20 protein-coding genes are annotated in these 21,091 nt (G+C 69.6%); 2 read left to right on the plus strand and 18 right to left on the minus strand.

Translation table 11 applies throughout. The annotated features are described in order from the left end of the window. Positions 1-47 precede the first annotated feature (47 nt). The 10 genes from ACFOSH_RS43845 to ACFOSH_RS43890 form a co-directional block, all read right to left on the minus strand. Positions 48-2,297: a polyribonucleotide nucleotidyltransferase gene (locus ACFOSH_RS43845; protein WP_378247718.1), complete on the minus strand. Its 2,250-nt coding sequence runs from the start codon at positions 2,295-2,297 to the stop codon at positions 48-50. A 246-nt stretch (positions 2,298-2,543) separates the two neighbouring features. Continuing rightward, positions 2,544-2,813, minus strand: a complete 270-nt coding sequence (gene rpsO / locus ACFOSH_RS43850; protein ID WP_003084034.1) for a 30S ribosomal protein S15 — start codon at positions 2,811-2,813, stop codon at positions 2,544-2,546. A gap of 128 nt (positions 2,814-2,941) precedes the next feature. Next, positions 2,942-3,451 carry an RNA 2',3'-cyclic phosphodiesterase gene (gene thpR / locus ACFOSH_RS43855; RefSeq protein ID WP_378247720.1) on the minus strand — a complete coding sequence of 170 codons (510 nt, stop codon included), beginning with the start codon at positions 3,449-3,451 and terminating at the stop codon, positions 2,942-2,944. 2 nt (positions 3,452-3,453) lie between these two features. Next, positions 3,454-3,933 carry an XRE family transcriptional regulator gene (locus ACFOSH_RS43860; protein WP_378247722.1) on the minus strand — a complete coding sequence of 160 codons (480 nt, stop codon included), beginning with the start codon at positions 3,931-3,933 and terminating at the stop codon, positions 3,454-3,456. A gap of 115 nt (positions 3,934-4,048) precedes the next feature. After that, positions 4,049-5,011 (minus strand): bifunctional riboflavin kinase/FAD synthetase, encoded by a 963-nt coding sequence (locus tag ACFOSH_RS43865; protein ID WP_378247724.1) that lies wholly within the window; start codon positions 5,009-5,011, stop codon positions 4,049-4,051. 39 nt (positions 5,012-5,050) lie between these two features. Continuing rightward, on the minus strand, positions 5,051-5,974 hold the full coding sequence (truB, locus tag ACFOSH_RS43870) for a tRNA pseudouridine(55) synthase TruB (protein ID WP_378247726.1): 924 nt from the start codon (positions 5,972-5,974) through the stop codon (positions 5,051-5,053). A 29-nt stretch (positions 5,975-6,003) separates the two neighbouring features. Continuing rightward, positions 6,004-7,314, minus strand: a complete 1,311-nt coding sequence (locus ACFOSH_RS43875; protein WP_378247728.1) for an MFS transporter — start codon at positions 7,312-7,314, stop codon at positions 6,004-6,006. 143 nt (positions 7,315-7,457) lie between these two features. Beyond that, entirely contained in the window at positions 7,458-8,786 is a 1,329-nt protein-coding gene (locus ACFOSH_RS43880) for an MATE family efflux transporter (RefSeq protein WP_378247730.1), read from the minus strand. Positions 8,787-8,830: 44 nt separating this feature from the next. Beyond that, the gene (locus ACFOSH_RS43885) at positions 8,831-10,012 is read right to left on the minus strand and encodes a preprotein translocase subunit SecY (protein WP_378247732.1); all 1,182 of its coding nucleotides are present in this window, start codon (positions 10,010-10,012) and stop codon (positions 8,831-8,833) included. A gap of 56 nt (positions 10,013-10,068) precedes the next feature. Next, complete coding sequence (locus ACFOSH_RS43890; RefSeq protein ID WP_378247773.1) at positions 10,069-11,064, minus strand: DHH family phosphoesterase; 996 nt, start codon at positions 11,062-11,064, stop codon at positions 10,069-10,071. Positions 11,065-11,104: 40 nt separating this feature from the next. Between ACFOSH_RS43890 and ACFOSH_RS43895 the strand changes: the two genes are divergently transcribed. Next, a complete protein-coding gene (locus ACFOSH_RS43895) occupies positions 11,105-12,148 on the plus strand; it encodes a TRM11 family SAM-dependent methyltransferase (protein ID WP_378247734.1) in 1,044 nt (347 codons plus the stop codon). Between the two features lie 306 nt (positions 12,149-12,454). Here ACFOSH_RS43895 and ACFOSH_RS43900 read toward each other — a convergent pair whose 3' ends face one another. The 7 genes from ACFOSH_RS43900 to rimP form a co-directional block, all read right to left on the minus strand. Beyond that, on the minus strand, positions 12,455-13,321 hold the full coding sequence (locus ACFOSH_RS43900) for an alpha/beta hydrolase (RefSeq protein WP_378247736.1): 867 nt from the start codon (positions 13,319-13,321) through the stop codon (positions 12,455-12,457). After that, a complete protein-coding gene (rbfA, locus tag ACFOSH_RS43905; RefSeq protein WP_020637755.1) occupies positions 13,302-13,778 on the minus strand; it encodes a 30S ribosome-binding factor RbfA in 477 nt (158 codons plus the stop codon). The genes ACFOSH_RS43900 and rbfA overlap by 20 nt, the downstream gene beginning before the upstream one ends. A 28-nt stretch (positions 13,779-13,806) precedes the next feature. Then, positions 13,807-14,100 carry a DUF503 domain-containing protein gene (locus ACFOSH_RS43910; RefSeq protein ID WP_378247739.1) on the minus strand — a complete coding sequence of 98 codons (294 nt, stop codon included), beginning with the start codon at positions 14,098-14,100 and terminating at the stop codon, positions 13,807-13,809. 74 nt (positions 14,101-14,174) lie between these two features. Next, positions 14,175-17,207, minus strand: a complete 3,033-nt coding sequence (gene infB / locus ACFOSH_RS43915) for a translation initiation factor IF-2 (protein ID WP_378247741.1) — start codon at positions 17,205-17,207, stop codon at positions 14,175-14,177. 144 nt (positions 17,208-17,351) lie between these two features. After that, positions 17,352-17,567 carry a YlxR family protein gene (locus tag ACFOSH_RS43920; protein ID WP_101606280.1) on the minus strand — a complete coding sequence of 72 codons (216 nt, stop codon included), beginning with the start codon at positions 17,565-17,567 and terminating at the stop codon, positions 17,352-17,354. Between the two features lie 110 nt (positions 17,568-17,677). After that, positions 17,678-18,718 (minus strand): transcription termination factor NusA, encoded by a 1,041-nt coding sequence (gene nusA / locus ACFOSH_RS43925; RefSeq protein WP_378247743.1) that lies wholly within the window; start codon positions 18,716-18,718, stop codon positions 17,678-17,680. Beyond that, positions 18,715-19,254: a ribosome maturation factor RimP gene (rimP, locus tag ACFOSH_RS43930; RefSeq protein WP_378247745.1), complete on the minus strand. Its 540-nt coding sequence runs from the start codon at positions 19,252-19,254 to the stop codon at positions 18,715-18,717. Before rimP ends, nusA begins: the two co-directional genes overlap by 4 nt. Before the next feature lie 135 nt (positions 19,255-19,389). Here rimP and ACFOSH_RS43935 point away from each other — a divergent pair, with 135 nt between their 5' ends. Continuing rightward, positions 19,390-20,328 (plus strand): ferritin-like domain-containing protein, encoded by a 939-nt coding sequence (locus ACFOSH_RS43935; protein WP_378247747.1) that lies wholly within the window; start codon positions 19,390-19,392, stop codon positions 20,326-20,328. A gap of 85 nt (positions 20,329-20,413) precedes the next feature. Here the strand turns inward: ACFOSH_RS43935 and ACFOSH_RS43940 are convergent, their stop codons facing one another. Then, positions 20,414-21,034, minus strand: coding sequence for a hypothetical protein (locus tag ACFOSH_RS43940; RefSeq protein ID WP_378247749.1), 621 nt, complete (start codon positions 21,032-21,034; stop codon positions 20,414-20,416). Positions 21,035-21,091 lie beyond the last annotated feature (57 nt).

A 21,091-nucleotide genomic window follows, 5' to 3' on the forward strand; every position in this document is an offset into this window, starting at 1 on the left:
CCTGAACGACCCTTTCATGACGTTTCACATCGGTTAAGCAGGACTGCCTACGCGTCGGCCTTCGGGGCCTCGGCGGCGTCCTCGGCCGGCTTGGCCTCGGCGGCGTCCTCTTCCTGGACCACGATCAGGCTGATCTTGCCGCGGTTGTCGATGTCGGCGATCTCGACGCGGAGCTTGTCGCCCACGTTGACCACGTCTTCGACCTTGGCGATCCGCTTGCCGTTGCCCAGCTTCGAGATGTGCACCAGGCCGTCCTTGCCCGGCAGCAGCGAGACGAACGCGCCGAACGCGGCCGTCTTCACCACGGTGCCGAGGAAGCGCTCGCCGACCTTGGGCAGCTGCGGGTTGGCGATGGCGTTGATCAGGTCGATCGCCGCCTCCGCCGACGGGCCGTCGGCCGCGCCCACGTAGATCGTGCCGTCGTCCTCGATGGAGATGTCGGCACCGGTCTGCTCGGTGATCGAGTTGATCATCTTGCCCTTCGGGCCGATGACCTCGCCGATCTTGTCCACCGGGATCTTCACGCTGGTGACGCGCGGGGAGTACGGGCTCATCTCGTCCGGGCTGTCGATCGCCTCGGCGATGACCTCCAGGATGGTGAGGCGAGCGTCCTTCGCCTGCTTCAGCGCGGCGGCGAGCACCTCGGAGGGGATGCCGTCGAGCTTCGTGTCCAGCTGCAGCGCGGTGATGATGTCCTTGGTGCCCGCGACCTTGAAGTCCATGTCGCCCATGGCGTCTTCGGCACCGAGGATGTCGGTCAGCGCGACGTAGCGGGTCTCGCCGTCGACCTCGTCGGAGATGAGGCCCATGGCGATGCCGGCGACCGGCGCCTTCAGCGGGACACCCGCGTTCAGCAGGCCCATGGTCGAGGCGCAGACCGAGCCCATCGAGGTGGAGCCGTTGGAGCCCAGCGCCTCGGAGACCTGGCGGATCGCGTAGGGGAACTCGTCCCGCTTGGGCAGGACCGGGACCAGGGCGCGCTCGGCGAGCATGCCGTGGCCGATCTCGCGCCGCTTCGGCGAACCGACGCGGCCGGTCTCGCCGGTGGAGAACGGCGGGAAGTTGTAGTGGTGCAGGTACCGCTTCGTGGTCTCCGGGGAGAGCGAGTCGATCTGCTGCTCCATGCGGAGCATGTTCAGCGTGGTGACGCCCAGGATCTGCGTCTCACCGCGCTCGAACAGCGCCGAACCGTGCGCCCGCGGGATCACGGCGACCTCGGCTGCGAGCGACCGGATGTCGGTCAGGCCGCGGCCGTCCATGCGGATCTTGTCCGTGAGGACGCGCTTGCGCATGATCTTCTTCGACAGGGCCTTGAACGCCGCGCCGATCTCCTTCTCGCGGCCCTGGAAGGCTTCGCCCTCGCCCAGGCCGATCTTCTCCAGCACCGCGGCCTTGACCTGGTCGGTCGCGTTGTCGCGATCCTGCTTGCCCGCGATGGTCAGGGCGTTGGCGAGGTCGTCGGTCGCGATCGCGGCGACGGCTTCGAACGCGTCCTGCTCGTAGGCGAGGAAGACCGGGAACTCGCCGGTCGGCTTGGCGGCCACCTCGGCGAGCTGCTGCTGGGCCTCGCACAGCACCTTGATGAACGGCTTCGAGGCCTCGAGGCCCTCGGCGACGGCGATCTCGTCCGGCGCCTTGCCACCCGCGGCGATCAGGTCGAGCGTCTTGTCGGTGCCTTCGGCCTCGACCATCATGATCGCGACGTCGTCACCGACGATGCGACCGGCGACCACCATGTTGAAGGTGGCGTCTTCCAGCTGCTTCCAGGTCGGGAACGCGACCCACTGGCCCTCGATCAGCGCGACACGGACGCCGCCGACCGGGCCCGAGAACGGCAGGCCGGCGATCTGGGTCGAGGCCGAAGCCGCGTTGATCGCGAGCACGTCGTACGGGTCGTCCGGGTTGAGGCTCTGGACGGTGATGACGACCTGGATCTCGTTGCGGAGACCGTCGGTGAACGACGGGCGCAGCGGCCGGTCGATCAGGCGGCAGGTCAGGATCGCGTCGGTCGACGGGCGACCCTCGCGACGGAAGAACGCGCCGGGGATGCGTCCGGCGGCGTACATCCGCTCCTCGACGTCCACGGTCAGCGGGAAGAAGTCGAAGTGGTCCTTCGGGTGCTTCGACGCGGTGGTCGCCGAAAGCAGCATGGTCTCTTCGTCGAGGTACGCGACGACGGCGCCGGCGGCCTGACGGGCCAGGCGGCCGGTCTCGAAGCGGACGGTGCGGGTGCCGAAACGGCCGTTGTCGATCACGGCTTCGGTTTCGTGCACGGTGACTCCGGTGGAGTCGGTCATAGGGTGTATCTCCTCTTTTGATCCTCTGTAACGGCGCGAGTCTCCCACCCTGGGACCTGTTTCGCCTGCGGACGCTCGAGGAGTGAGGCCGGTCTTCGATCGAAGCCCCCGGGCCGTTGCCCGGGAACCACTACCGAGGACCGGCGGACGGTTCCTCGGGCGCGCTCGCGCCACGCTCTTCGCAAAGACAGAGCTTCTTGGACCGAGGGGGAGCGACCGATGTGGTCACTCCCCCTCGGGTTCAAGCTATCGGCGAAGGCCGAGACGCTGGATCAGCGCACGGTAACGCTCGATGTCCACCTTCATCACGTAGTTCAGCAGCCGGCGGCGACGGCCGACCAGCAGCAGGAGCCCGCGACGGGAGTGGTGGTCGTGCTTGTGAGCCTTGAGGTGCTCGGTGAGGCCGACGATGCGCTTGGTCAGCAGCGCGACCTGGGCCTCGGGGGATCCGGTGTCCGAGTCGTGCACGCCGTACTCGGCAAGGATCGACTTCTTCTCTTCGGTGGACAAAGCCACAGTGGTGCTCCTAGATATTCTGTGCCGTGCGGCCCGGACGATGCTTCACGCCGGGTGAGACGGTCACGGCCGCCACGGACTGCAGCCGGACCCGATCATCGAGGTTACCAGCCTCGTGATCAGCGGCTTCAGTCGCGGGCGTGGTGCAACTCGTACGACCGGATCACCCGGTAGCGCGACACGCCCTGTTCACGTTCACTGCTCATCAGAACGGCTTCCGCCGCCGTCCAAGTCTCACTGGTGAACCCGGCCAGCCGCTCCTCCCACGCGCTCGCGGCTTCCGGCCGGTCGCGGGGGAAGCGGGCCAGTGTCAGGTGGGCCGTATACGGCCTGCCTTCGCCCTCCGCGCCGGCCTTCAAGGCCAGCTCGTGGAGCCCGGTTCCGATCACACTCAACCACAGGACCCCGGGGAATGTCGCGGCCTTTTCCAGCCGGAGGTCGATCGCCCCCGCGCCGGCCAGCCGTCCGGCCAGCCACTCGCCACGCTCGCCCGCGTCGTCCTCGCCGTAGAAACCGAGGGTGACGTGCCAGTTCTCACGCGTTGACCAGCGGAAATCGCCGTCTTCGGGCGTGCCCAGCGCCGCGGCGACCTCGTCCAGGACACCAGGCGGCGGGATCAGGGCGCTGAAGAGCAGCATCGTCAGGAGTTCTTGGCCGCCCGGCGCAGCAGGTCCGCCAGGGCCGGGAAATCCTCGTCGAGCAGCTTCGCGGCTTCGGTGAGGTCTTCGTCCTCGCCGATGTCCCGCAGCGCCACGAGTACACCCTGGTCGTCGGCGACCGCGCCGACCGGGATGCTGTCACGGCCCACCGTCGGCCGCGAGTCGCGGACGTCTTCGAGTGCCTCCTGCATGGCCTTGCGGTCCCCCGCGGCGACCGACGGGACCAGCACCTTGCGTTCCAGCATGATCATCTTGGCGAGGACGACCGGGTTGCCGATCTTCGCCCGCCGCCCGCTCATCACCTGGCTGAGCATGGGCGCGCTGATGCCGAGGACCTCGGCGAGGAAGGCCTGGGAGATGTCGAAGGCGACGACCAGTCTCCGCACGCGATCGCCGAGCGGCTCCCCGTACCACTCCTTCTGCAGCGCGATGTTCCGCTGGACGATCTTGTGGTCCTCCACCTGGTCCGCTCCCCTAACCCCGTCGAACGCCCTGCGCGGTCCGTGACATCTTGCCACCGGAACGCACCGTGACGGGTGTGTTTGTAGATTCTCGTCCGGCTCCGTCCGGGGCCGGTCAGTCCTGCTCGCCCAGCAGGTCCCTGGTCCGCGCGACGTCCTCGTCGATCTGCTTCACCAGACCTTCCGACGTCGGGAAGCGGACCTGATCCCGCAGCTTGGCGGCGAAATCGAGCGAAACGTGCTGTCCGTAGAAATCCTCGTCGATATCGAGGACGAAGGCCTCGACCGTGCGTTCCCGCCCGGAGAACGTCGGGTTCGTCCCGACCGAGACGGCGGCGCGAAGCCGCCGGCCAGGATCCGACGAACGGGTGAACCAAGCGCTGTAGACACCGTCGGCGGGCACGGCGGCGAACCGCGGCGTCGACAGGTTCGCCGTCGGGTAGCCGAGGTCGTGCCCCCGGCGGTCACCCCGGACGACGATGCCCTCCAGCCGGTGCGGCCTGCCGAGCGCCTCGGACGCCGCGACGACGTCACCCGCGTCGATGCACGAGCGGACGTAGGTCGAGGAGAACGTGATCTCGTTGTCCGCCTGCTCCTGCGCGAGCAGCCCCTGCAGTTCCGCCCCTTGCGCCACGAAACCGAACCGCTTCCCCAGCGCGCGCAGAAGTTCGACGTCGCCGGCGGCCTTGGCGCCGAAGGTGAAGTTCTCCCCCACGATCACCGCGGCCGCGTGCAGTTTGTCCACCAGGACCTCGTGCACGAACTCGTGCGCCGTCAGCCGCGAGAGTTCCAGCGTGAACGGCAGCACGCAGAAGACGTCCACGCCCAGGCCCTCGACCAGTTCCGCCTTGCGGCGCAACGTGGTCAGCTGCGCGGGATGGCTCCCCGGCCGGATCACCTCCGACGGATGCGGGTCGAACGTCAGCACCACACTCGGCATACCGCGTTCGGCGGCGGCGCGGACCGTCCTCGAGATCAGCTCCTGATGTCCGCGGTGCACGCCGTCGAAGACGCCGATCGTCACCACGCACCGTCCCCAGCTCCCGGGAAGGTCACCCAAACCACGCCACCGCTGCACTTGTGCCCCGTCTCCTCCAGGCCTGCTCTGTGCACCACCCTAGGCGGGCAGCAACACGACCACCGAGCGGGCCAGTTCGCCTTCGTCGGCGGCGAGCGCGAGCACCCGGCCGTCCGGTCCGAACATCCCGTAGGTGCCCTCGATCCCGGCCGCGGGCACCCTCTGTCCATATCGGACCGCCTGTGCCGCGCGCGCGTCCAGATCGCGGCGCGGGAACGCGGCGGCGACGGCGGCGTCGAGGTCCAGCGACAGCTCCGGCGCTTCTTCGAGCTGATCGAGCGTGCGCGCCTTGGCGAGCGTGAACGGCCCGACCGTGGTGCGCCGCAACGCGAGCAGGTGGCCGCCGACGCCGAGTCCGGCGCCGAGGTCGCGGGCCAGGGCCCGGACGTAGGTCCCCGACGAACACTCGACGACGGCGTCGAGTTCGATCCGGCCCGCCTCGCGGCGGGTGGCGAGCAGATCGAAGCGGTGGACTGTGACCGGGCGCGGCGGGATCACGACCTCTTCGCCTGCCCGGACGCGGGCGTACGCGCGCTTGCCGTCGATCTTGACCGCGCTGACCGCGCTGGGCACCTGCTGGATGTCACCGGTCAGTACGGCGATCCCGGCGGCGATCTCGTCGTCCGTGATCTTCTCGACGGCGTCCGGGGCGGCCTCGGCGATCGGTTCGCCTTCGGCGTCGTCGGTCGTGGTCGACAGTCCCAAGGAGAGGGTCGCGAGGTAGGTCTTGCGGTCCAGGGCCAGATGGCCGAGGAGTTTCGTCGCGCGTTCGATGCCGAGCACCAGGACACCGGTGGCCATCGGGTCGAGGGTGCCGGCATGCCCGACCTTGCGGGTGCCCATGAAGCGCCGCGCCTTGGCGACGACGTCGTGGGAGGTCATCCCGGACGGCTTGTCGACGATGACGAGACCGGGCGGCGGGGCGGGACGTTTCTTGGCTTGAGCCTGATTGGGGCGCGACACGGGCCGAACCCTATCTTTCGGGCTTTCGCCTAGGACGAGACGGGCAGCGGCGCTTCGGCGTCCCAGCGGCGGCGCCGGATCTGCACCGGGATCTCCTCGCCGCGGGCCTCGGCCTCGAACAGCGCGGCGCGGGTGCGCCGCCACCACACGAGCATCCGGAAGGTGCCGAACGAGAGCACCACGACGACGGACAGCAGCGCCAGGCGGAACGCGCCGCCCGTCCACTCCAGCAGCACACCGACCGCGAGCGCCGAGATCGTCGTGGCCACGAACCCGCCGACGTTCACGACCCCGGTCGCGGTGCCGACGCGCGAGAGCGGGTTGTAGTCCCTCGCCAGCGCGAAGCCGATCATCGACGCGGGGCCGCCGAGGGAGAGGAACGCGAACGCGGGGACCAGGACCGCGACCGGGGTCGTCCCGCTCCAGCCGAGCAGGACCGCCCACACCACCGCGGCGCCGCCGATGTACCAGCCGACGAGCGGCATCCGGAGCGACGGACGGCGGCCGATCAGGCCGCCGATCACCGGACCGCCGATCATCGAGCCGAACACGAAGACGATCAGCAGCGAACTCGCGGTGGCCTTCGGGATTCCCTGTCCCTGCACCAGGAACGGGACACCCCAGAGCATGGTCAGCACGTTGGGCGCGAACATCGTGCTGAAGTGGACCCAGAATCCCAGCCGAGTCCCCGGCGTGCGCCACGCCTCGGCGACCTGGCGGCCGAGCAGTTTCGGATGCACTCTTTCGCGCACGGGCTCCGGCTCGCCGGGCGGGTTGTCCTTGACCCGGAGGGCGACGACGGCGGAGTACAGCGCCGTCACCAGTCCGACAGCGAGGAACGTCGGGGTCCAGCCGGGGCCGTCGAGCAGCAGGCCGAGCGGGACGGTCGCGGCGAGGTTGCCGACGTACCCGATGGCCCCGGTCAGCGCGGCGAGCAGGGCGTACTGGCGGCCGGGGAAATGCGCGGCGATCAGCCGCATGATGCTGACGAACGTCAGCGCGTCCCCGAAGCCGACGACGGCGCGGGCGAGCAGGCCGAGCGGGTACGAATCGGCGATCGCGAGCAGGATCTGCCCGAGTCCGAGGAAGAACACGGCGGCGGTGAGCACGCGGCGCGGGCCGTAGCGGTCGACTAGGACGCCGGTGGGGATCTGCATCGAGGCGTAGACGCCGACCTGCAGGACGGTGAACGTGCCGAGCGCGGCCGCGCCGACGCCGAAACGATCGGCGGCCTGGAGCCCGGCGACGCCGAACGACGTGCGGTGGAAAACGGCGAGGAGGTAGACGGTGACGGCGGCGAACCAGATGAACCAGGACCGGCGGGTGGCTCGGCCTGTCACAGTGATTCCTCCTCGGGAACGGTTTTCGGGCAAGACAGACGCCCGCGCTGCCGCCTCATATAGTTGTAGCTCCTAAGCAACGGCGAAACCTACCCGTTACCCGGGTGCTTTTCGCCACAGCGCGTACCTCCTACCGGCGCAGGTCAGGCCGCGCGGACGGCGCCTTCCACGGCCCAGCGCCCCGAGCGCCACCGCACGAGCAGGGTCGCCAGCCGCAGCAGCATGAACAACGAGAGTCCGGTCCAGATCCCGGCCAGCCCCCACCCGAACGCGAGCGACAGCCAGATCAGCGGCAGGAACCCCGCCGCCGCGCTCAGCAGCGTCGCGTTGCGCAGGAAGGCGGCGTCGCCCGCGCCGAGCAGGACACCGTCCAGCGCGAACACCACCCCGGCGATCGGTTGCAACGCGACGAAGAACCACCACGCGTGCGGGATCTCGCCGAGCACGGCCGCGTCCGAGGTGAACACCTGCGGCAGCACCCCGGCCAGCGACGCGAACACGACACCGAGGAAACAGCCGAACACGAGGCCGTAGACGGTGATCTGGCTCGACAGGCCCCGCGCCCGTTTGCTCGCGCCGGCGCCGAGGGCGGCCCCCACGAGCGACTGCGCGGCGATCGCGAGCGAGTCCAGCACGAGCGCGAGGAACGTCCACAGCTGCAGCACGACCTGGTGCGCGCCGACCGCCTCGGTGGACGTCCGCGCGGCGACAGCGGCGGCCGAGACGAAGCACGCCTGGAAGGCGAGACTGCGCAGCACCAGGTCCCGGCCGAGGCCGAGCTGGGCACGCATCACCGGCGGTTCCGGGCGCAGCGGGACCCGCTCCCGCACCAGGGCCACGATGAACAGCGACGCCGAGATCACCTGCGCGACGACGTTCGCGATCGCCGAACCTTCCAGCCCCCAGTCCGCGCCGTACACCAGCACCGGGCACAGCACGGCGGAGATCCCGTTGCCCGCCAAGACATAGCGCAACGGTTTCGCGGAATCCTGCACACCGCGCATCCAGCCGTTGCCCGCCATCGTGATCAGGATGAACGGCGTCCCGAACAGCGCGATCCGCAGCCAGGAGACGGCGGCGTCGGTGATCGCGGCGTCCCCGGAGAGGACCCGCGCGATGGGCGCGGCCAGCAGCTGCCCGGCGACGATCACGACCAGCCCGACGATCACCGCCAGCCAGGTCGCCTGGACACCTTCGCGGACCGCCTCGCCACGACGTCCGGCGCCGTGCAGCCGCGCCGTCCGCGAGGTGGTGCCGTAGGAGAGGAACGTCAGCTGGCTCGAAACCTGCGAGAGCACGACACCGCCGACGGCCAGCCCGGCCAGCGGCAACGCGCCGAGGTGCCCGACGACGGCCGTGTCCACCAGGACGTACAGCGGTTCCGCGGCGAGCACGCCGAGTGCGGGTACAGCGAGGCCGAGCACGCGTTTCGGCGGGACGCGCTCGTCGGGTTCGGAAACTTCAGGCACCACCGCAGACTAAACGTCTGGTACGACAGTCCCAGTCGCCGGGAAGATCAGCGCAGGAACGGTTCGTACCTTTTCCGCTGTCGCAGTGACTCGATCTGCCGCGTGGTGTCGAGCGAGACGCTGACGAGGAAGACGAGGACCACCTGCAGGGCCACCCCGGCGACGGGCACCCTCGGGCTCACGTCCAGCAAGGCCAGGCCGACGGCCGGGATCAGTGCGACCACCCCCGAGCAAAGCGCTCCGAAGCCGACGATCCGGCGGTACACGTAGTCGAGGTATTCGGCGGTCGGGTTTCCCGGCCGGATCCCGGGGACGAAACCACCCACCCGCACCAGTTCGACGGCCACCTTGTCCATGTCCTGCGTCACAGCGGCCCTGACGAAGGAGAAGAGGCAGACGAGCACGAAGTAGAGCGCGATACGTCCGGGGTTTCCCTCGTCGCGCAGCCAGTCCACACCGGGCCAGAGCGCCGGCAAGGACAGCAGCACCGCGGCCAGGACGGCCGGGCTGTTCGCCTGGGGGAACCGAAAAGGAATGTAGGTCGGGCTCCCGCCGTAGGCACGGACGCCGACCATCCGCTTGGCGTACTGCACCGGCACGCGGCGCTGTCCCTGCGCGACGACGATCGTGATCACCGCGATCGACAGCGCCACCACGGCCATGACCACGACGGCGGCCCAGCCCTTCGTTTCGTACAGTCGCGGGAACTCCCGGGACAGCACCGCCAGGACCTGCGCGAGCAGCAGGATCCGGACACCGTCGCCGAATCCGCGATCGGTGATCACCTCGGTCAGCCGCAGGACCAGCGCGGCGCCCGCCGTCAGGCACGCCACCGCGACGGCTCCGCTGAAGACGTCCGGGCCGCGGAGCACGACCACGGCGACGGCGCCCAGCAGACCGAGCACGACGACGAGCCGTCGCCGGTACCGCGTCAGCACACGGGCGCCGGCTTCGCCTTCGGCCCGGAGCGCGGCCAGCCGGGGGATCAGGACGGTCAGCGCCCGCAGGACCGGTGGGGCGGCCAGGCAAGGCAGAACACCGAACGCGAACACCGGCAGGGTGGACAGGCCGCCGCCGGTGAACAGGTCGAGGATCCAGCGCAGCGGGTGATCGTTCTCCGGCGCGCGGACGGTCACGTGGGGAGTGGGCAGGCTCTGCCCCAGCCGGAACAGCACGATCACGCCCAGCGTGACCAGGATCCGGCGGCGGAGGGAGGCGTGATCGTTCATCGTGGATCACGTTAGGAACCGCCGATGAAATTACGATGACATCGATCGTCACCGGGTCACAGCAGCGGCGCCCTCGACAGTGCCAGCCGCAGCTTGCCGAGCACCTCCTCCGCGGTGCCTTCCGCGGTACACCCGGCCGCCTGACGATGTCCGCCGCCGCCCAGTTCCCCGGCCGCGGCGGAGACGTCGACACCGCCCGCCGAGCGGAGTGAGACCGTCCACCGCCGCCGCGGGCCGGTCGCTTCGGCTTCCTTGAGCACCACGGCGACCCCGGCTTCACGAGTGGACCGGATGACGTCGATGACCGCTTCGACCTCCTCCGCGCGCACGCTCCGCGCGGCGTCGAGCGTCACGACAGCGTGCGCCAGCCCGAAGCCGCGCGCCTCGTCCGGTTCGAGCCGGGCCCCCGCGAGGACGTCCGAAAGCATCGGCAACCACGCGAACGGGTGATCGTCGACGATCTCGCGGACCACCTTGTCCGGGTCGACACCGGCTTCGAGCAGTTTCGCGGCCATCAGGTGCGTGGACGGCCTGGCCCGGCGGAACCCGCTCGTGTCGGTGACGAGCCCCGCGTACAGGCAGCGCGCGATCGGCTCGTCGATCTCGGCGCCGAGCTCCTGCAGCAAGTCGCACACGAGGACGGCGGTGGCTTCGGCGGTGTCGTCGACGACATGCGTCGTGCCGAAGAAGACGTTGGACGCGTGGTGGTCGATCACCAGGACCTCGCCCCCCGCCGCGCGCACGGCGTCGACGCGCGGCGCGAGTTTCCCGAGCCTGCCCGGGGTCGGCGTATCGAGCGCGACCAGTAGTTGTTCACTCTCCGGCAGCTCGCTCGCGGGGACGTAAAGCCCGCCGACGTCGAGGCTCCGCAGGGTCTCGGGCATCTCCTCGGGCTCGCCGACGGAGACACGGACCTTGACGCCACGCAGCTGCAGGGCCCGGCCCAGTGCCAGCGCGCTGCCCAGCGCGTCGGCGTCCGGCCGGACGTGGCCGAGCAGGGTCACGTCGTTCGCACGCGCCAGGATGGCGGCGGCTTCCTTCAGGTTCGGCACTGGAGTCGCTGTCACAATCAGTCAAGCTACGCTCTACCGGATGTCCGAGTACGCGATCCTGGTCTACCCGTCCGCCAACCGGGTCTACGCCGATTCCACCCCCGCCCTGCTGAGCGCGGAGCTGGCGGTGTTCGGTCTGTCCGCTTTGGAGAGCGAGATCGCGGAGATCGGCGAGACGCGGCTCGGCGGTGTCGGCTACCTCACCTTCACCACGCCCGCCCCGTTGAGCGGGCGCGATCTCGCGCTCCTTTCGAACCTTTCCGCGCTGTACGCGCTGTTCGAACTCGGCGACGGCGTCCTCAAACCGGTCACGATCAGCCCGCTCGCGAACTTCGACTCGGATCTGCTGACCATCCAGAAGTACCCGGGCAAGACGAACGAACTGTTCACCAAGCTCCTCGTCAACGTCACCCTGCTGGCGACGGCGGACCCGGCCGCGATGCTGGACAAGCCGCTGCACCTGCTGGATCCGCTGTGCGGCCGTGGCACCACGCTGAACCAGGCGATGATGTACGGCTTCGACGCGACCGGGCTCGACGTCGACGGCAAGGATTTCGACTCCTACGAACTGTTCGTCAAGACCTGGCTGAAGCAGAAGCGCATCAAGCACAGCGCCGAATCCGGCCAGGTGCGCCGCAACAAGGTCCGGCTCGGCAGGCGGCTCGACATCGGCTTCGGGATCACCAAGGAGCAGTACAAGGCGGGCGAGGTCCGCAAGCTGAGCTACCTCAACTGCGACACCCTCACCACGGACGAACTGCTGCGGCCGAACTCGGTGGACCTCATCGTCACCGACGCCCCGTACGGCGTGCAGCACGGCAGCCACCGCACCCAGGACGCGTCGCTCGCGCGCAGTCCGCGAGACCTGCTCGCGGCCGCCGTCCCGGTGTGGACGCGGGTGCTGAAGCCCGGCGGCGCGCTCGGGATCTCCTGGAACACCAACGTCGCGCCGCGCGAGGAACTCGCCGCGATCCTGGACAAGGCGGGGCTGGACGTCCGCGAAGACGGCCCGTACGCCGGCTTCTCCCACCGGGTGGACCAGGCGATCGTGCGGGACCTGATCGTCGCGGCCAAACCGGTCTGAGCTTGCCTGTCTCGTGAGTGGTGTCCTCGTGACGATGGGGGATTTGGGACGCTGAACGTCCTGATTCCTCCACCGCCGGCCCGGAACTCTCTTGAATCGCCACCTTCGCGCAGGTCGGGTGTCGGTAGGCACAAACCGGTCCGCCCTAACCGTGCTAGCCACTCACGAAACCTGACCGACTCGGTACCGGCGTGTTCCTGGGAGCGGTCAGTGGCTCCGCGCGACGCCGGGCCTTTGGGTGCAAGGGCCTCCGACGCAATCAGTCCTCTGGATGCGGGCCGGTCGACGGTCGGAGGAGTGGCCTGGTCAGGCCATGCGTTCCCCGACGAACTTCATCATCTCGGGCAAGATGCCCCGCCAGTAGTCGTCGTTGTGCTCCCCAGGAGTCATCTTCCCGACGGCCGGGTCGAGTGCCTTGATGAGTTTGCGGTCGGCGCGGGCGAAGGGATCCGAACTCCCGCACCACACCCCTGTCGACGCCGCGGAGAGATCGCCGGCGTGCAGCAGCGGCTCATGCGATTCCCATTGCTCGCGGTCCGCGAAAACCTTGCGGGACTTGGCATCGGGCCAGCTCACGAAGAGCGCGGCGCTCGCCACGGCGACGGCTTTGAGGTTCTTGTGCTCGCGGGCGTAGCGCAGGGCGCCGAAACCGCCCATCGAGATCCCGAACATCGCCGACGGCGGCCGCAGCTGGCGCTGGGAAAGCCAGCCGGGCAGTTCGTCGGACAGCATCCGCTGGGGATCGTCGGCCTTGCCGACGTCCACCCAGTAGTTGTCTCCGTCGACGGCGGCGACCGCGAAGCCGGGCAACCCGGCCGCGACGACTTGGTTCAGCGCGTTCTGCACCCCGAGGTCCAGGAACGTCCGGGCGTCCGCGCCGCGCCCGTGCAGGGCGACGCAGACCGGCATCCCGACCCGGGACACGCCGTCGGGGGCGATGATGACGAGGTTGACATCGCGGTTCCGGGCGGCGGACCGCATCTTCTGCACCGTGACCGCTTCGGTGAGCGGCGTCGGGGTGGTCGGTGGGGCCACCGGAGGCGGCCCCACCAAGGGTGCTTTCTCAGCGCCACAGGCGGAGATCAGCGCCGAGCCGCCGAGAGCCGCGGCTCCCAGCAGCAGGCCACGCCTGCTCACGGCGTGGCTCACCTGCTCAGCCCCGGGTCTCCTCATCGGCGAACTCATCGTTTTCGGCCTCTTCCCGTGGCGGCTTGTACGGGTCGGCTTCACCGGCGTGCTGTGCTCCGGTCGCCCGCCGGGCGACCTCCGCATCCGCTTCCCTGGCCTTCGCGAGGAGGTCCTCGATGCGCTTGGCGTCCTCAGGGATGCTGTCGGCCACGAAGGCCAGCGTCGGCGTGTAGCGGACTCCCGTGCCCTGTCCGACCTTCGTGCGCAGGACACCACGGGCGGATTCGAGCGCGGCCGCGGCACCGGCGTGGTCGGGCGTGGACTCCAGGTTTTCGCCGAGCACCGTGTAGTAGACCGTGGCGTCGTGCAGGTCGGCCGTGATCTTCGTGTCGGTGATCGTCACGTGGTTGAGCCGCGGATCCTTGATGTCGTGCTCGATCGCGTGCGCGACGATCTGTGAGATCCGCTTGGCGAGCTTACGAGCCCGAGCGGGGTCGGCCATGGGATTCTTCTCCTCGAAAGATCTTCCGTCAGTCATCCGGGCCGAGCAGCCGGCGGTGGGCGGAGAGCAGTTCGAACTCCGGCCTTCCGGCCACGAAGCGCTCACACGAGTCGAGCACGTCACGGACGTGCTCGCCACTCGCCGCGACCACGGCCACGCCGATCAGCGCGCGCCGGTGCAGGTCCTGCTGACCGGCTTCGGCGACGGAGACGTCGAAACGCCTGCGTACCTCGGCCAGCACCGGCTTGATCACGGATCGCTTCTGCTTGAGCGAATGAACGTCGCCCAGCAGGATGTCGAGCTCAAGAGCTCCTACGAACATGGGGTTTTCTGGATTGTTCGGAAGGTGAAGCGGCGCTCCCCCGCCCAGATGCGGAGGAGCGCCGCCCGTGTCACTTAGGCACGCGGCTTTTCGCGCTGCTCGTACGTCTCGATGACGTCGCCGAGCTTCAAATCGCTGTAGTTGCCCAAGGTGAGACCACACTCGAAGCCCTCGCGGACCTCGGTGACGTCGTCCTTTTCGCGCTTCAGCGAGTTGATCGGCAGGTTCTCGACGATGACGTTGCCGTCACGGAGGAGACGACCCTTGGCGTTACGCCGGATCTCGCCCGAGATGACCATGCAACCGGCGATCGTGCCGACCTTCGACGACTTGAAGATCCCGCGGATCTCGGCCTTGCCCAGCTCGACTTCTTCGAAGATCGGCTTGAGCATGCCCTTGAGCGCGGCTTCGATCTCGTCGATCGCCTGGTAGATGACCGTGTAGTACCGGACGTCGACGCCCTCGCGGGTGGCCCGCTCGGTCGCCTTGCCCTGTGCCCGCACGTTGAAGCCCAGGACGATCGCGTTGGACGCGGTCGCCAGGTCGATGTCGGACTCCGTGACGCCACCGACACCGCGGTGGACCACGTTGAGCTCGACCTCTTCTTCGCCGACATCCAGCTGCATCAGCGAGGCTTCGAGGGCCTCGACCGTACCGGAGTTGTCACCCTTGATGATCAGGTTAAGGGTGCTCGTCTCCTTCAAGGCCTCGTCGAGGTCTTCGAGGCTGACCCGCTTACGACGCGACGCGTTGAGCGCGTTGCGGGTACGGGCCGAACGCCGCTCGGCGATCTGCCGGGCGACCCTGTCCTCGTCGACGACGAGGAACGTGTCACCGGCGCCGGGCACCGAGGTGAACCCGATGACCTGGACCGGACGCGACGGGGTCGCTTCGGTGACGTTGACGTTGTGCTCGTCGACCATCTTCCGCACGCGGCCGTACGCGTCACCGGCGACGACGGAGTCACCGACGCGCAGCGTTCCGCGCTGGACCAGCACCGTGGCGACCGGACCGCGACCGCGGTCCAGGTGCGCCTCGATCGCGACACCCTGGGCCTCCATGTTCGGGTTGGCCCGGAGGTCGAGTGCGGCATCCGCGGTCAGCAGGATCGCCTCGAGGAGACCATCGATGTTGATGTTCTCCCGCGCCGAGATCTCGACGAACATCGTGTCGCCGCCGTACTCCTCGGCCACGAGGTTGTACTCGGTGAGCTGCTGCCGGATCTTGTCCGGGTTCGCGCCCTCCTTGTCGATCTTGTTGATCGCGACCACGATCGGGGCCTTGGCGGCCTGCGCGTGGTTGATCGCCTCGACCGTCTGCGGCATGACGCCGTCGTCGGCCGCGACCACGATGACCGCGATGTCCGTGGCGTTCGCACCACGGGCACGCATGGCGGTGAACGCCTCGTGACCCGGGGTGTCGATGAACGTCACGAGACGCGGGTTGCCCTCGAGCTCGGTCTCGATCTGGTAGGCGCCGATGTGCTGGGTGATGCCACCGGCTTCGCCCTCGCGCACCTTCGTCTTGCGGATCGTGTCGAGCAGGCGGGTCTTACCGTGGTCGACGTGACCCATGATCGTCACGACCGGCGGCCGGACCTGCAGGTCTTCTTCGCCACCGGCGTCGTCGCCATAGGTGATGTCGAAGGTGCCGAGCAGCTCGCGGTCTTCTTCCTCGGGGCTGACGACCTGGACGACGTAGTTCATCTCGCCGCCGAGCAGCTCGAGGATGTCGTCCGACACGGACTGCGTCGCCGTGACCATCTCACCGAGGTGGAAGAGCACCTGCACCAGCGAAGCCGGGTTGGCGTCGATCTTCTCGGCGAAGTCGGTCAGCGAAGCGCCACGCGGCAGGCGGATCGTTTCGCCGCTGCCCTTGGGCAGGCGAACGCCACCGACGCTGGGCGCCTGCATGTTGTCCATGTACTCCATGCGCTTCTGGCGCTTGGACTTCCGGCCCTTGCGAGCGGGACCACCGGGACGCCCGAAGGCACCCGCGGTACCACCACGGCCGCCGGGGCCACCACGACCGCCGCCGCCACGGAAACCGCCGCCACCGGCCGGGGCACCGCCGCCGCCACCGGGGCCACCGCCACCGGGACGGAAACCGCCGCCACCGCCACCGCCGGGACGGAAACCGCCACCGCCGCCAGCGCCACCGGGACCGCCGCGGAAACCGCCGCCGCCACCGCCACCGGGACCGCCACGAGCGCCGCCGCCGGGGCCACCACGGGCTCCGCCACCGGGGCCACCACGGCCGCCACCGGGACCGCCGGCCGGACGGGCCGGACGGCCGGGCATCATGCCGGGGTTCGGCCGCGGGGGCATGTTGCCCGGGTTCGGCCGGTTACCGCCGGGAGCGCCGCCACCGGGACGCGGGGCCGGACGGTCGCCGCCCTGCCCGCCACCGGGACGCGGCGGACGGTTGTCGCCGCCCTGCTGGTTCCCGCCACCGGGACGCGGTCCCGACGGGCGCGGGGCCGGGGAACCGGAACCCACACCGAACGGGTTGTTGCCGACGCGCGGGGTGCGCGGGCCGGGCTTCGGGCCACCGGGCTTGGGGCCCTGCGGCTTCGGCGGCACGACCGAGCCCTGCGACGGCGTCTGGGACGCCGGCGGGGTGGCCGGTGCTGCCGGGGCTTCGTTGACGGGCTCGGCCTGCTTGGGTTCGGCCGGAGCGGCCTTCGCCGCCGGAGCCACCTCTTCCTTGGGCGCCGGCGGCCGGGGGCCGGGGCGCGGACCCGGGCGGACACCCGGGGTGGAGGGGCGGGACGGCTGCTGGGCCGGAGCCGACGTCGCGGGCGCCGCCGGGGCGGACGCCGCGGGGGCGGCCTCGGTCTTCGCCGCGGGCGCGGGCTGAGCCGGCTTCGCGGCCGGAGCCGGGGCAGCGGGCTTCGCGGGCGGACGCGGGCCGGGGGTCGGAACCGGCTTCTTGCTCTGGCCGTCCTTGGACGGGTACGCGTCACGAAGACGTCGGGCCACCGGGGCTTCGACGGTCGACGACGCGGACTTCACGAACTCGCCCTGGTCCTTCAGCTTGGCGAGAACTTCCTTGCTGGTGATGCCGAGCTCTTTCGCGAGCTCATGTACTCGGGCCTTGCCTGGCACAGCTCTCCTCATCTGGGGAGGCCGGCGGCAGACCCGCAGACCTCGTCCTATTGTCGCGCGTTCATTGATTCAGCTTCACGGCTGACTCATGACGGGTCGACCTGCTTCCTGATTCCAACTGGCACCGGGGATGTCCCGGCGCCTTCAGCTTTCGGCGAGCCGCTCCAGGCGTTCGTGGACACCTTGGGCGTCGAGCGAACCCGGAACACGAAGTGCCCGTGGAAACGCCCTGCGCCGCTCGGCCTTGGCAAGACAGTCCGGCACGGGGTGCAACCAAGCACCCCGGCCCGGCAACCGCCGACGTTCGTCGACGATCAGCCGCCCGTCCGCCGCGACCACTCGCAGCAACTCGCCGATCAAGGCCCGCCGACGGCAACCCACACAGGTGCGAACCGGAGATTCCCGGTCGTGCTGGAGGTCGGTTCCCGGCCGCGGGCTCTGAACCACTCGTAAGTCTAGCGCTTCGACCTTCACTCAGCCGAACCGGTCGCCGCGGCGGGCCGCGGCTGCCCGGCGTGTGCTTCGTCACCCTGCTCAGGGGCGGCGTCGCTGCGGATGTCGATCCGCCATCCGGTGAGGCGTGCGGCGAGGCGGGCGTTCTGCCCTTCCTTGCCGATCGCGAGCGAAAGCTGGAAGTCCGGGACGACGACGCGAGCGGTCTTGGCCCGCTCGTCCACGACCCGTACCGAGACAACCTTCGCGGGCGACAGAGCATTCCCGACGAACCTCGCCGGGTCTTCCGAGAAGTCGATGATGTCGATCTTCTCGCCCGCGAGTTCGCTCATCACGTTGCGCACGCGCGCGCCGACCGGGCCGATGCACGCGCCCTTGGCGTTGACGCCGGGCACCGTCGAGCGGACCGCGATCTTGGTCCGGTGGCCCGGCTCACGCGCGATGGCGGAGATCTCCACCGTGCCGTCGGCGATTTCGGGGACCTCGAGGGCGAACAGCTTGCGCACCAGGTTCGGGTGCGAACGCGACAGCGTGATCTGCGGGCCGCGGTTGCCGCGCGCGACGGTCACGACGAACGCCTTGATCCGGTTGCCGTGCTCGTAGGACTCTCCGGGCACCTGCTCGACCGAGGGCAGTACGCCTTCGATGTCGCCGACCTGGATGACGACCATGCCGCGGGCGTTGGCGCGGGCGTCGCGCTGCACCACGCCGGCGACGATCTCGCCCTCCTTGGCGGAGAACTCGCCGAAGGTCTTCTCGTGCTCGGCGTCGCGCAGACGCTGCAGGATGACCTGCCGCGCGGTGGTCGCGGCGATCCGCCCGAAGCCCTCCGGGGTGTCGTCCCATTCCTCGTCGGTCTGGCCGTCCGGGGTGAGGGTGTGCGCGAGGACGCGCACCAGCCCGCTCTTGTGATCGATGTCGATCCGGGCGTGCGGCTGGTGCCCCTCGGTGTGCTTGTACGCGGTGAGCAAGGCGGTTTCGATCGCTTCGATCACCGTCTCGAAGGGGATGTCCTTGTCCCGTTCGATCGCGCGCAGCGCTGCGATGTCGACGTTCACTTCGGCTCCTCCTTCGGCTCCGTGGTGGCGGCGTTCAGGGCCGACGCATCGGTTTCCAACAGTTTCAGGTCCTCGGCAGGTGGTTGCTTGAACTCGATCTCGATGACCGCTTTGGCCACCGAGGCAAAACCGACGTCCCGGATCTCGCCGTCGACGAGCACGCGCGCGGACTTCTCCCCCGCGTGCCCGACACGGCCGATGAAGGCGGTGCCCTCGGCCGGGGTGATCTTGACGAGGCGGAACTTCGCGCGGCGCCAGTGCCTTTGCTGGGTCAGCGGCCGGTCGAGGCCCGGCGAGGTGACTTCCAGCGTGTACGCGCTGGCGATCACGTGCTCGTTCTCGTCGAGCGTGGCGGAGACGGCCCGGCTGACGCTCGCCACCTCGTCCAGCCCGACGCCGTCGTCCCCGTCGACGACGACCTTGACCAGCTGACGGCGGCCTGCCTGCTGGACCTCGAAGGAATCGAGGTCGAAACCCGCGGCCTTGACGGCTTCGGCCACGATGGGCTCCAGCCTGCTGGCGAGGTCGTTGGGCACGGTGAAGCGCTCCTGTTCGGCTGGGGGCGACCCGGCGGCGTGGATCCGGGTTCGGTAGTGGACCAGCTTATCTGGTGACCCCCGCGTGACGCGCGAGCGGCGGCCCCGCACGGGGTACTGGCAGGATGGGGCGGCGTGACCGGAAGATCGACAGAGCCCACCTTGCCGAGCCGTCGCGCTTTCCTGCGGATGGCGACGCTGGCCGCGGTGGCCGTGCCGCTGGCGGCCGCCTGCTCCCCCGGGTTCGACGAAACCCCCGATCCGCTGGGCCCGCTGCTGCGCGCGGCGGAGACCGACGCGACGGGCGCGAAGGCGGTGACAGGCGCCGAGGGCGAAGCCGTCGCGACGGCGCGGGCAGCGCACGCGACAGCGCTCAAAGCCGAGGTGGACAGGCTCAACCGGCCCAAGCCGGAGCAGTCCGGCCCGGCGGAAACCCCGCCGTCGTCGGTGGACGGGCTCAAGGAACGGCTCGCCCAGGCCCGCAAGCAGGCCGAGGGCCTCGTGCCTTCGCTGCCCCGTTACCGCGCCGGGATGGTCGCCTCCGTCGCTGCGGGCTGCGCGGCGCTGCAGCAGAGTTCGGACAAACTCGGCCGCGGCGACGACGCCGGAGCGGTCGACGTGCCCGCCGGTGTCACGCTGAGCCAGGAAGGGTCGGAGGCCGTCCAGCAGGCGCTGAGCGCCGAACACGCGGCGATCTGGGTGTACGGGCTGGTCAGCGCCTACCTGCCGGCCGCTTTCACCGGTGCGGTGTCGCGAGGCGCGGCCGAGCACGTCAAGCGGCGGAACGTCTGCGAGCGGATGCTTTCCGCGGCGGGACAGACGCCCACGGGACCGGAGGCCGCGTACGTGCCGCCGAAGCCGGTGACGGAGGCGAAGTCGGCGATGGAGCTGGTGTCGACGGCCGAATCCGATGTTGCGGCGGCTTGGCTCGGCGTGATCGACCGGACCGACGACGCGGCTTTGCGGACGACGGCGCTGAACGCGCTCATCGGGTCGGCGCGACGGGGGACGGCCTGGCGGGCGGAGTTCGGCGCGAAGCCGGTGGCGATCGCGATGCCGGGCCAGTCGGTCTGACGCTCTCCAAGAGCGCTATGAAAGGTCCTTTCCTTGCAAATTTTGCAAGGAAAGGACCTTTCATAGCGTCCGGAGGGTGAAAAACTCAGCGGCGCAGGTCACCCGAAAGCCGCAACGCGTCGGTCGCGATCCGCTCCAGCAACGGCTTGTCCTTCTGCTTGTCGTAGAAACCGGCCAGCACGATGGCCACTTCGGGTCCGGTGACGTGGGAGTCGTAGGCCGCGTCCTGCCCGGAGATCTTCGGGGCGCCCTGCGCCTTGAAGGTGCCGTCGCGCACCAGGTCGGACACGTTGCCCGTGCCGTCCTTGTCGGTGAGCGCCTTGAGCTGGGTCGCGGTGACCTCGCCCGGCATGGTGACCAGGACGACCGACACCAGCGCCTTCTTCCCGCCGCTCTCGGTCGTGTACAGCGCCCGCGACAGCCGCGTGCACGGCGTCTCGGTGAAGAACCCCTTGGTGTCGCCGTAGGCCTTGCTCGCGCAGTCGGTGGTGACCTGCGGCCCCTCGGCCAGCGTGTACTGGAACTGGCCGGTCTTCGACGGCGGGTCCGCGACAGGAGCCGCTTCCGGCTCGTGCCGGATCAGCCACCAGAGCAGCGACGAAACGACCGCGATGGCGACCAGGCCAGCGCCTTTCAGCGCCAGGGCCTTCGTGTCCCTCGACGGCTTCGGCGCGGGCGGCGGCCCGCCCGGCCCTGCCGGTCGCACCGGCTGAAGCCGGGCCGTTTCCGTCGGTCCCGGGGAATATTGCGCACCAACCACGGG

The sequence above is a fragment of the Amycolatopsis speibonae genome, assembly GCF_042647925.1.
Lineage (GTDB): Bacteria > Actinomycetota > Actinomycetes > Mycobacteriales > Pseudonocardiaceae > Amycolatopsis > Amycolatopsis speibonae.

Excerpts from the sequence above, each read along its gene's own strand:
- ACFOSH_RS43845 (WP_378247718.1), bottom strand. The coding sequence starts at position 2,297 with ATGACCGACTCCACCGGAGTCACCGTGCACGAAACCGAAGCCGTGATC.
- ACFOSH_RS43885 (WP_378247732.1), bottom strand. The coding sequence starts at position 10,012 with ATGAACGATCACGCCTCCCTCCGCCGCCGGATCCTGGTCACGCTGGGC.
- rbfA (WP_020637755.1), bottom strand. The coding sequence starts at position 13,778 with ATGGCCGACCCCGCTCGGGCTCGTAAGCTCGCCAAGCGGATCTCACAG.
- ACFOSH_RS43910 (WP_378247739.1), bottom strand. The coding sequence starts at position 14,100 with ATGTTCGTAGGAGCTCTTGAGCTCGACATCCTGCTGGGCGACGTTCAT.
- ACFOSH_RS43900 (WP_378247736.1), bottom strand. The coding sequence starts at position 13,321 with ATGAGGAGACCCGGGGCTGAGCAGGTGAGCCACGCCGTGAGCAGGCGT.
- ACFOSH_RS43895 (WP_378247734.1), top strand. The coding sequence starts at position 11,105 with ATGTCCGAGTACGCGATCCTGGTCTACCCGTCCGCCAACCGGGTCTAC.
- thpR (WP_378247720.1), bottom strand. The coding sequence starts at position 3,451 with ATGCTGCTCTTCAGCGCCCTGATCCCGCCGCCTGGTGTCCTGGACGAG.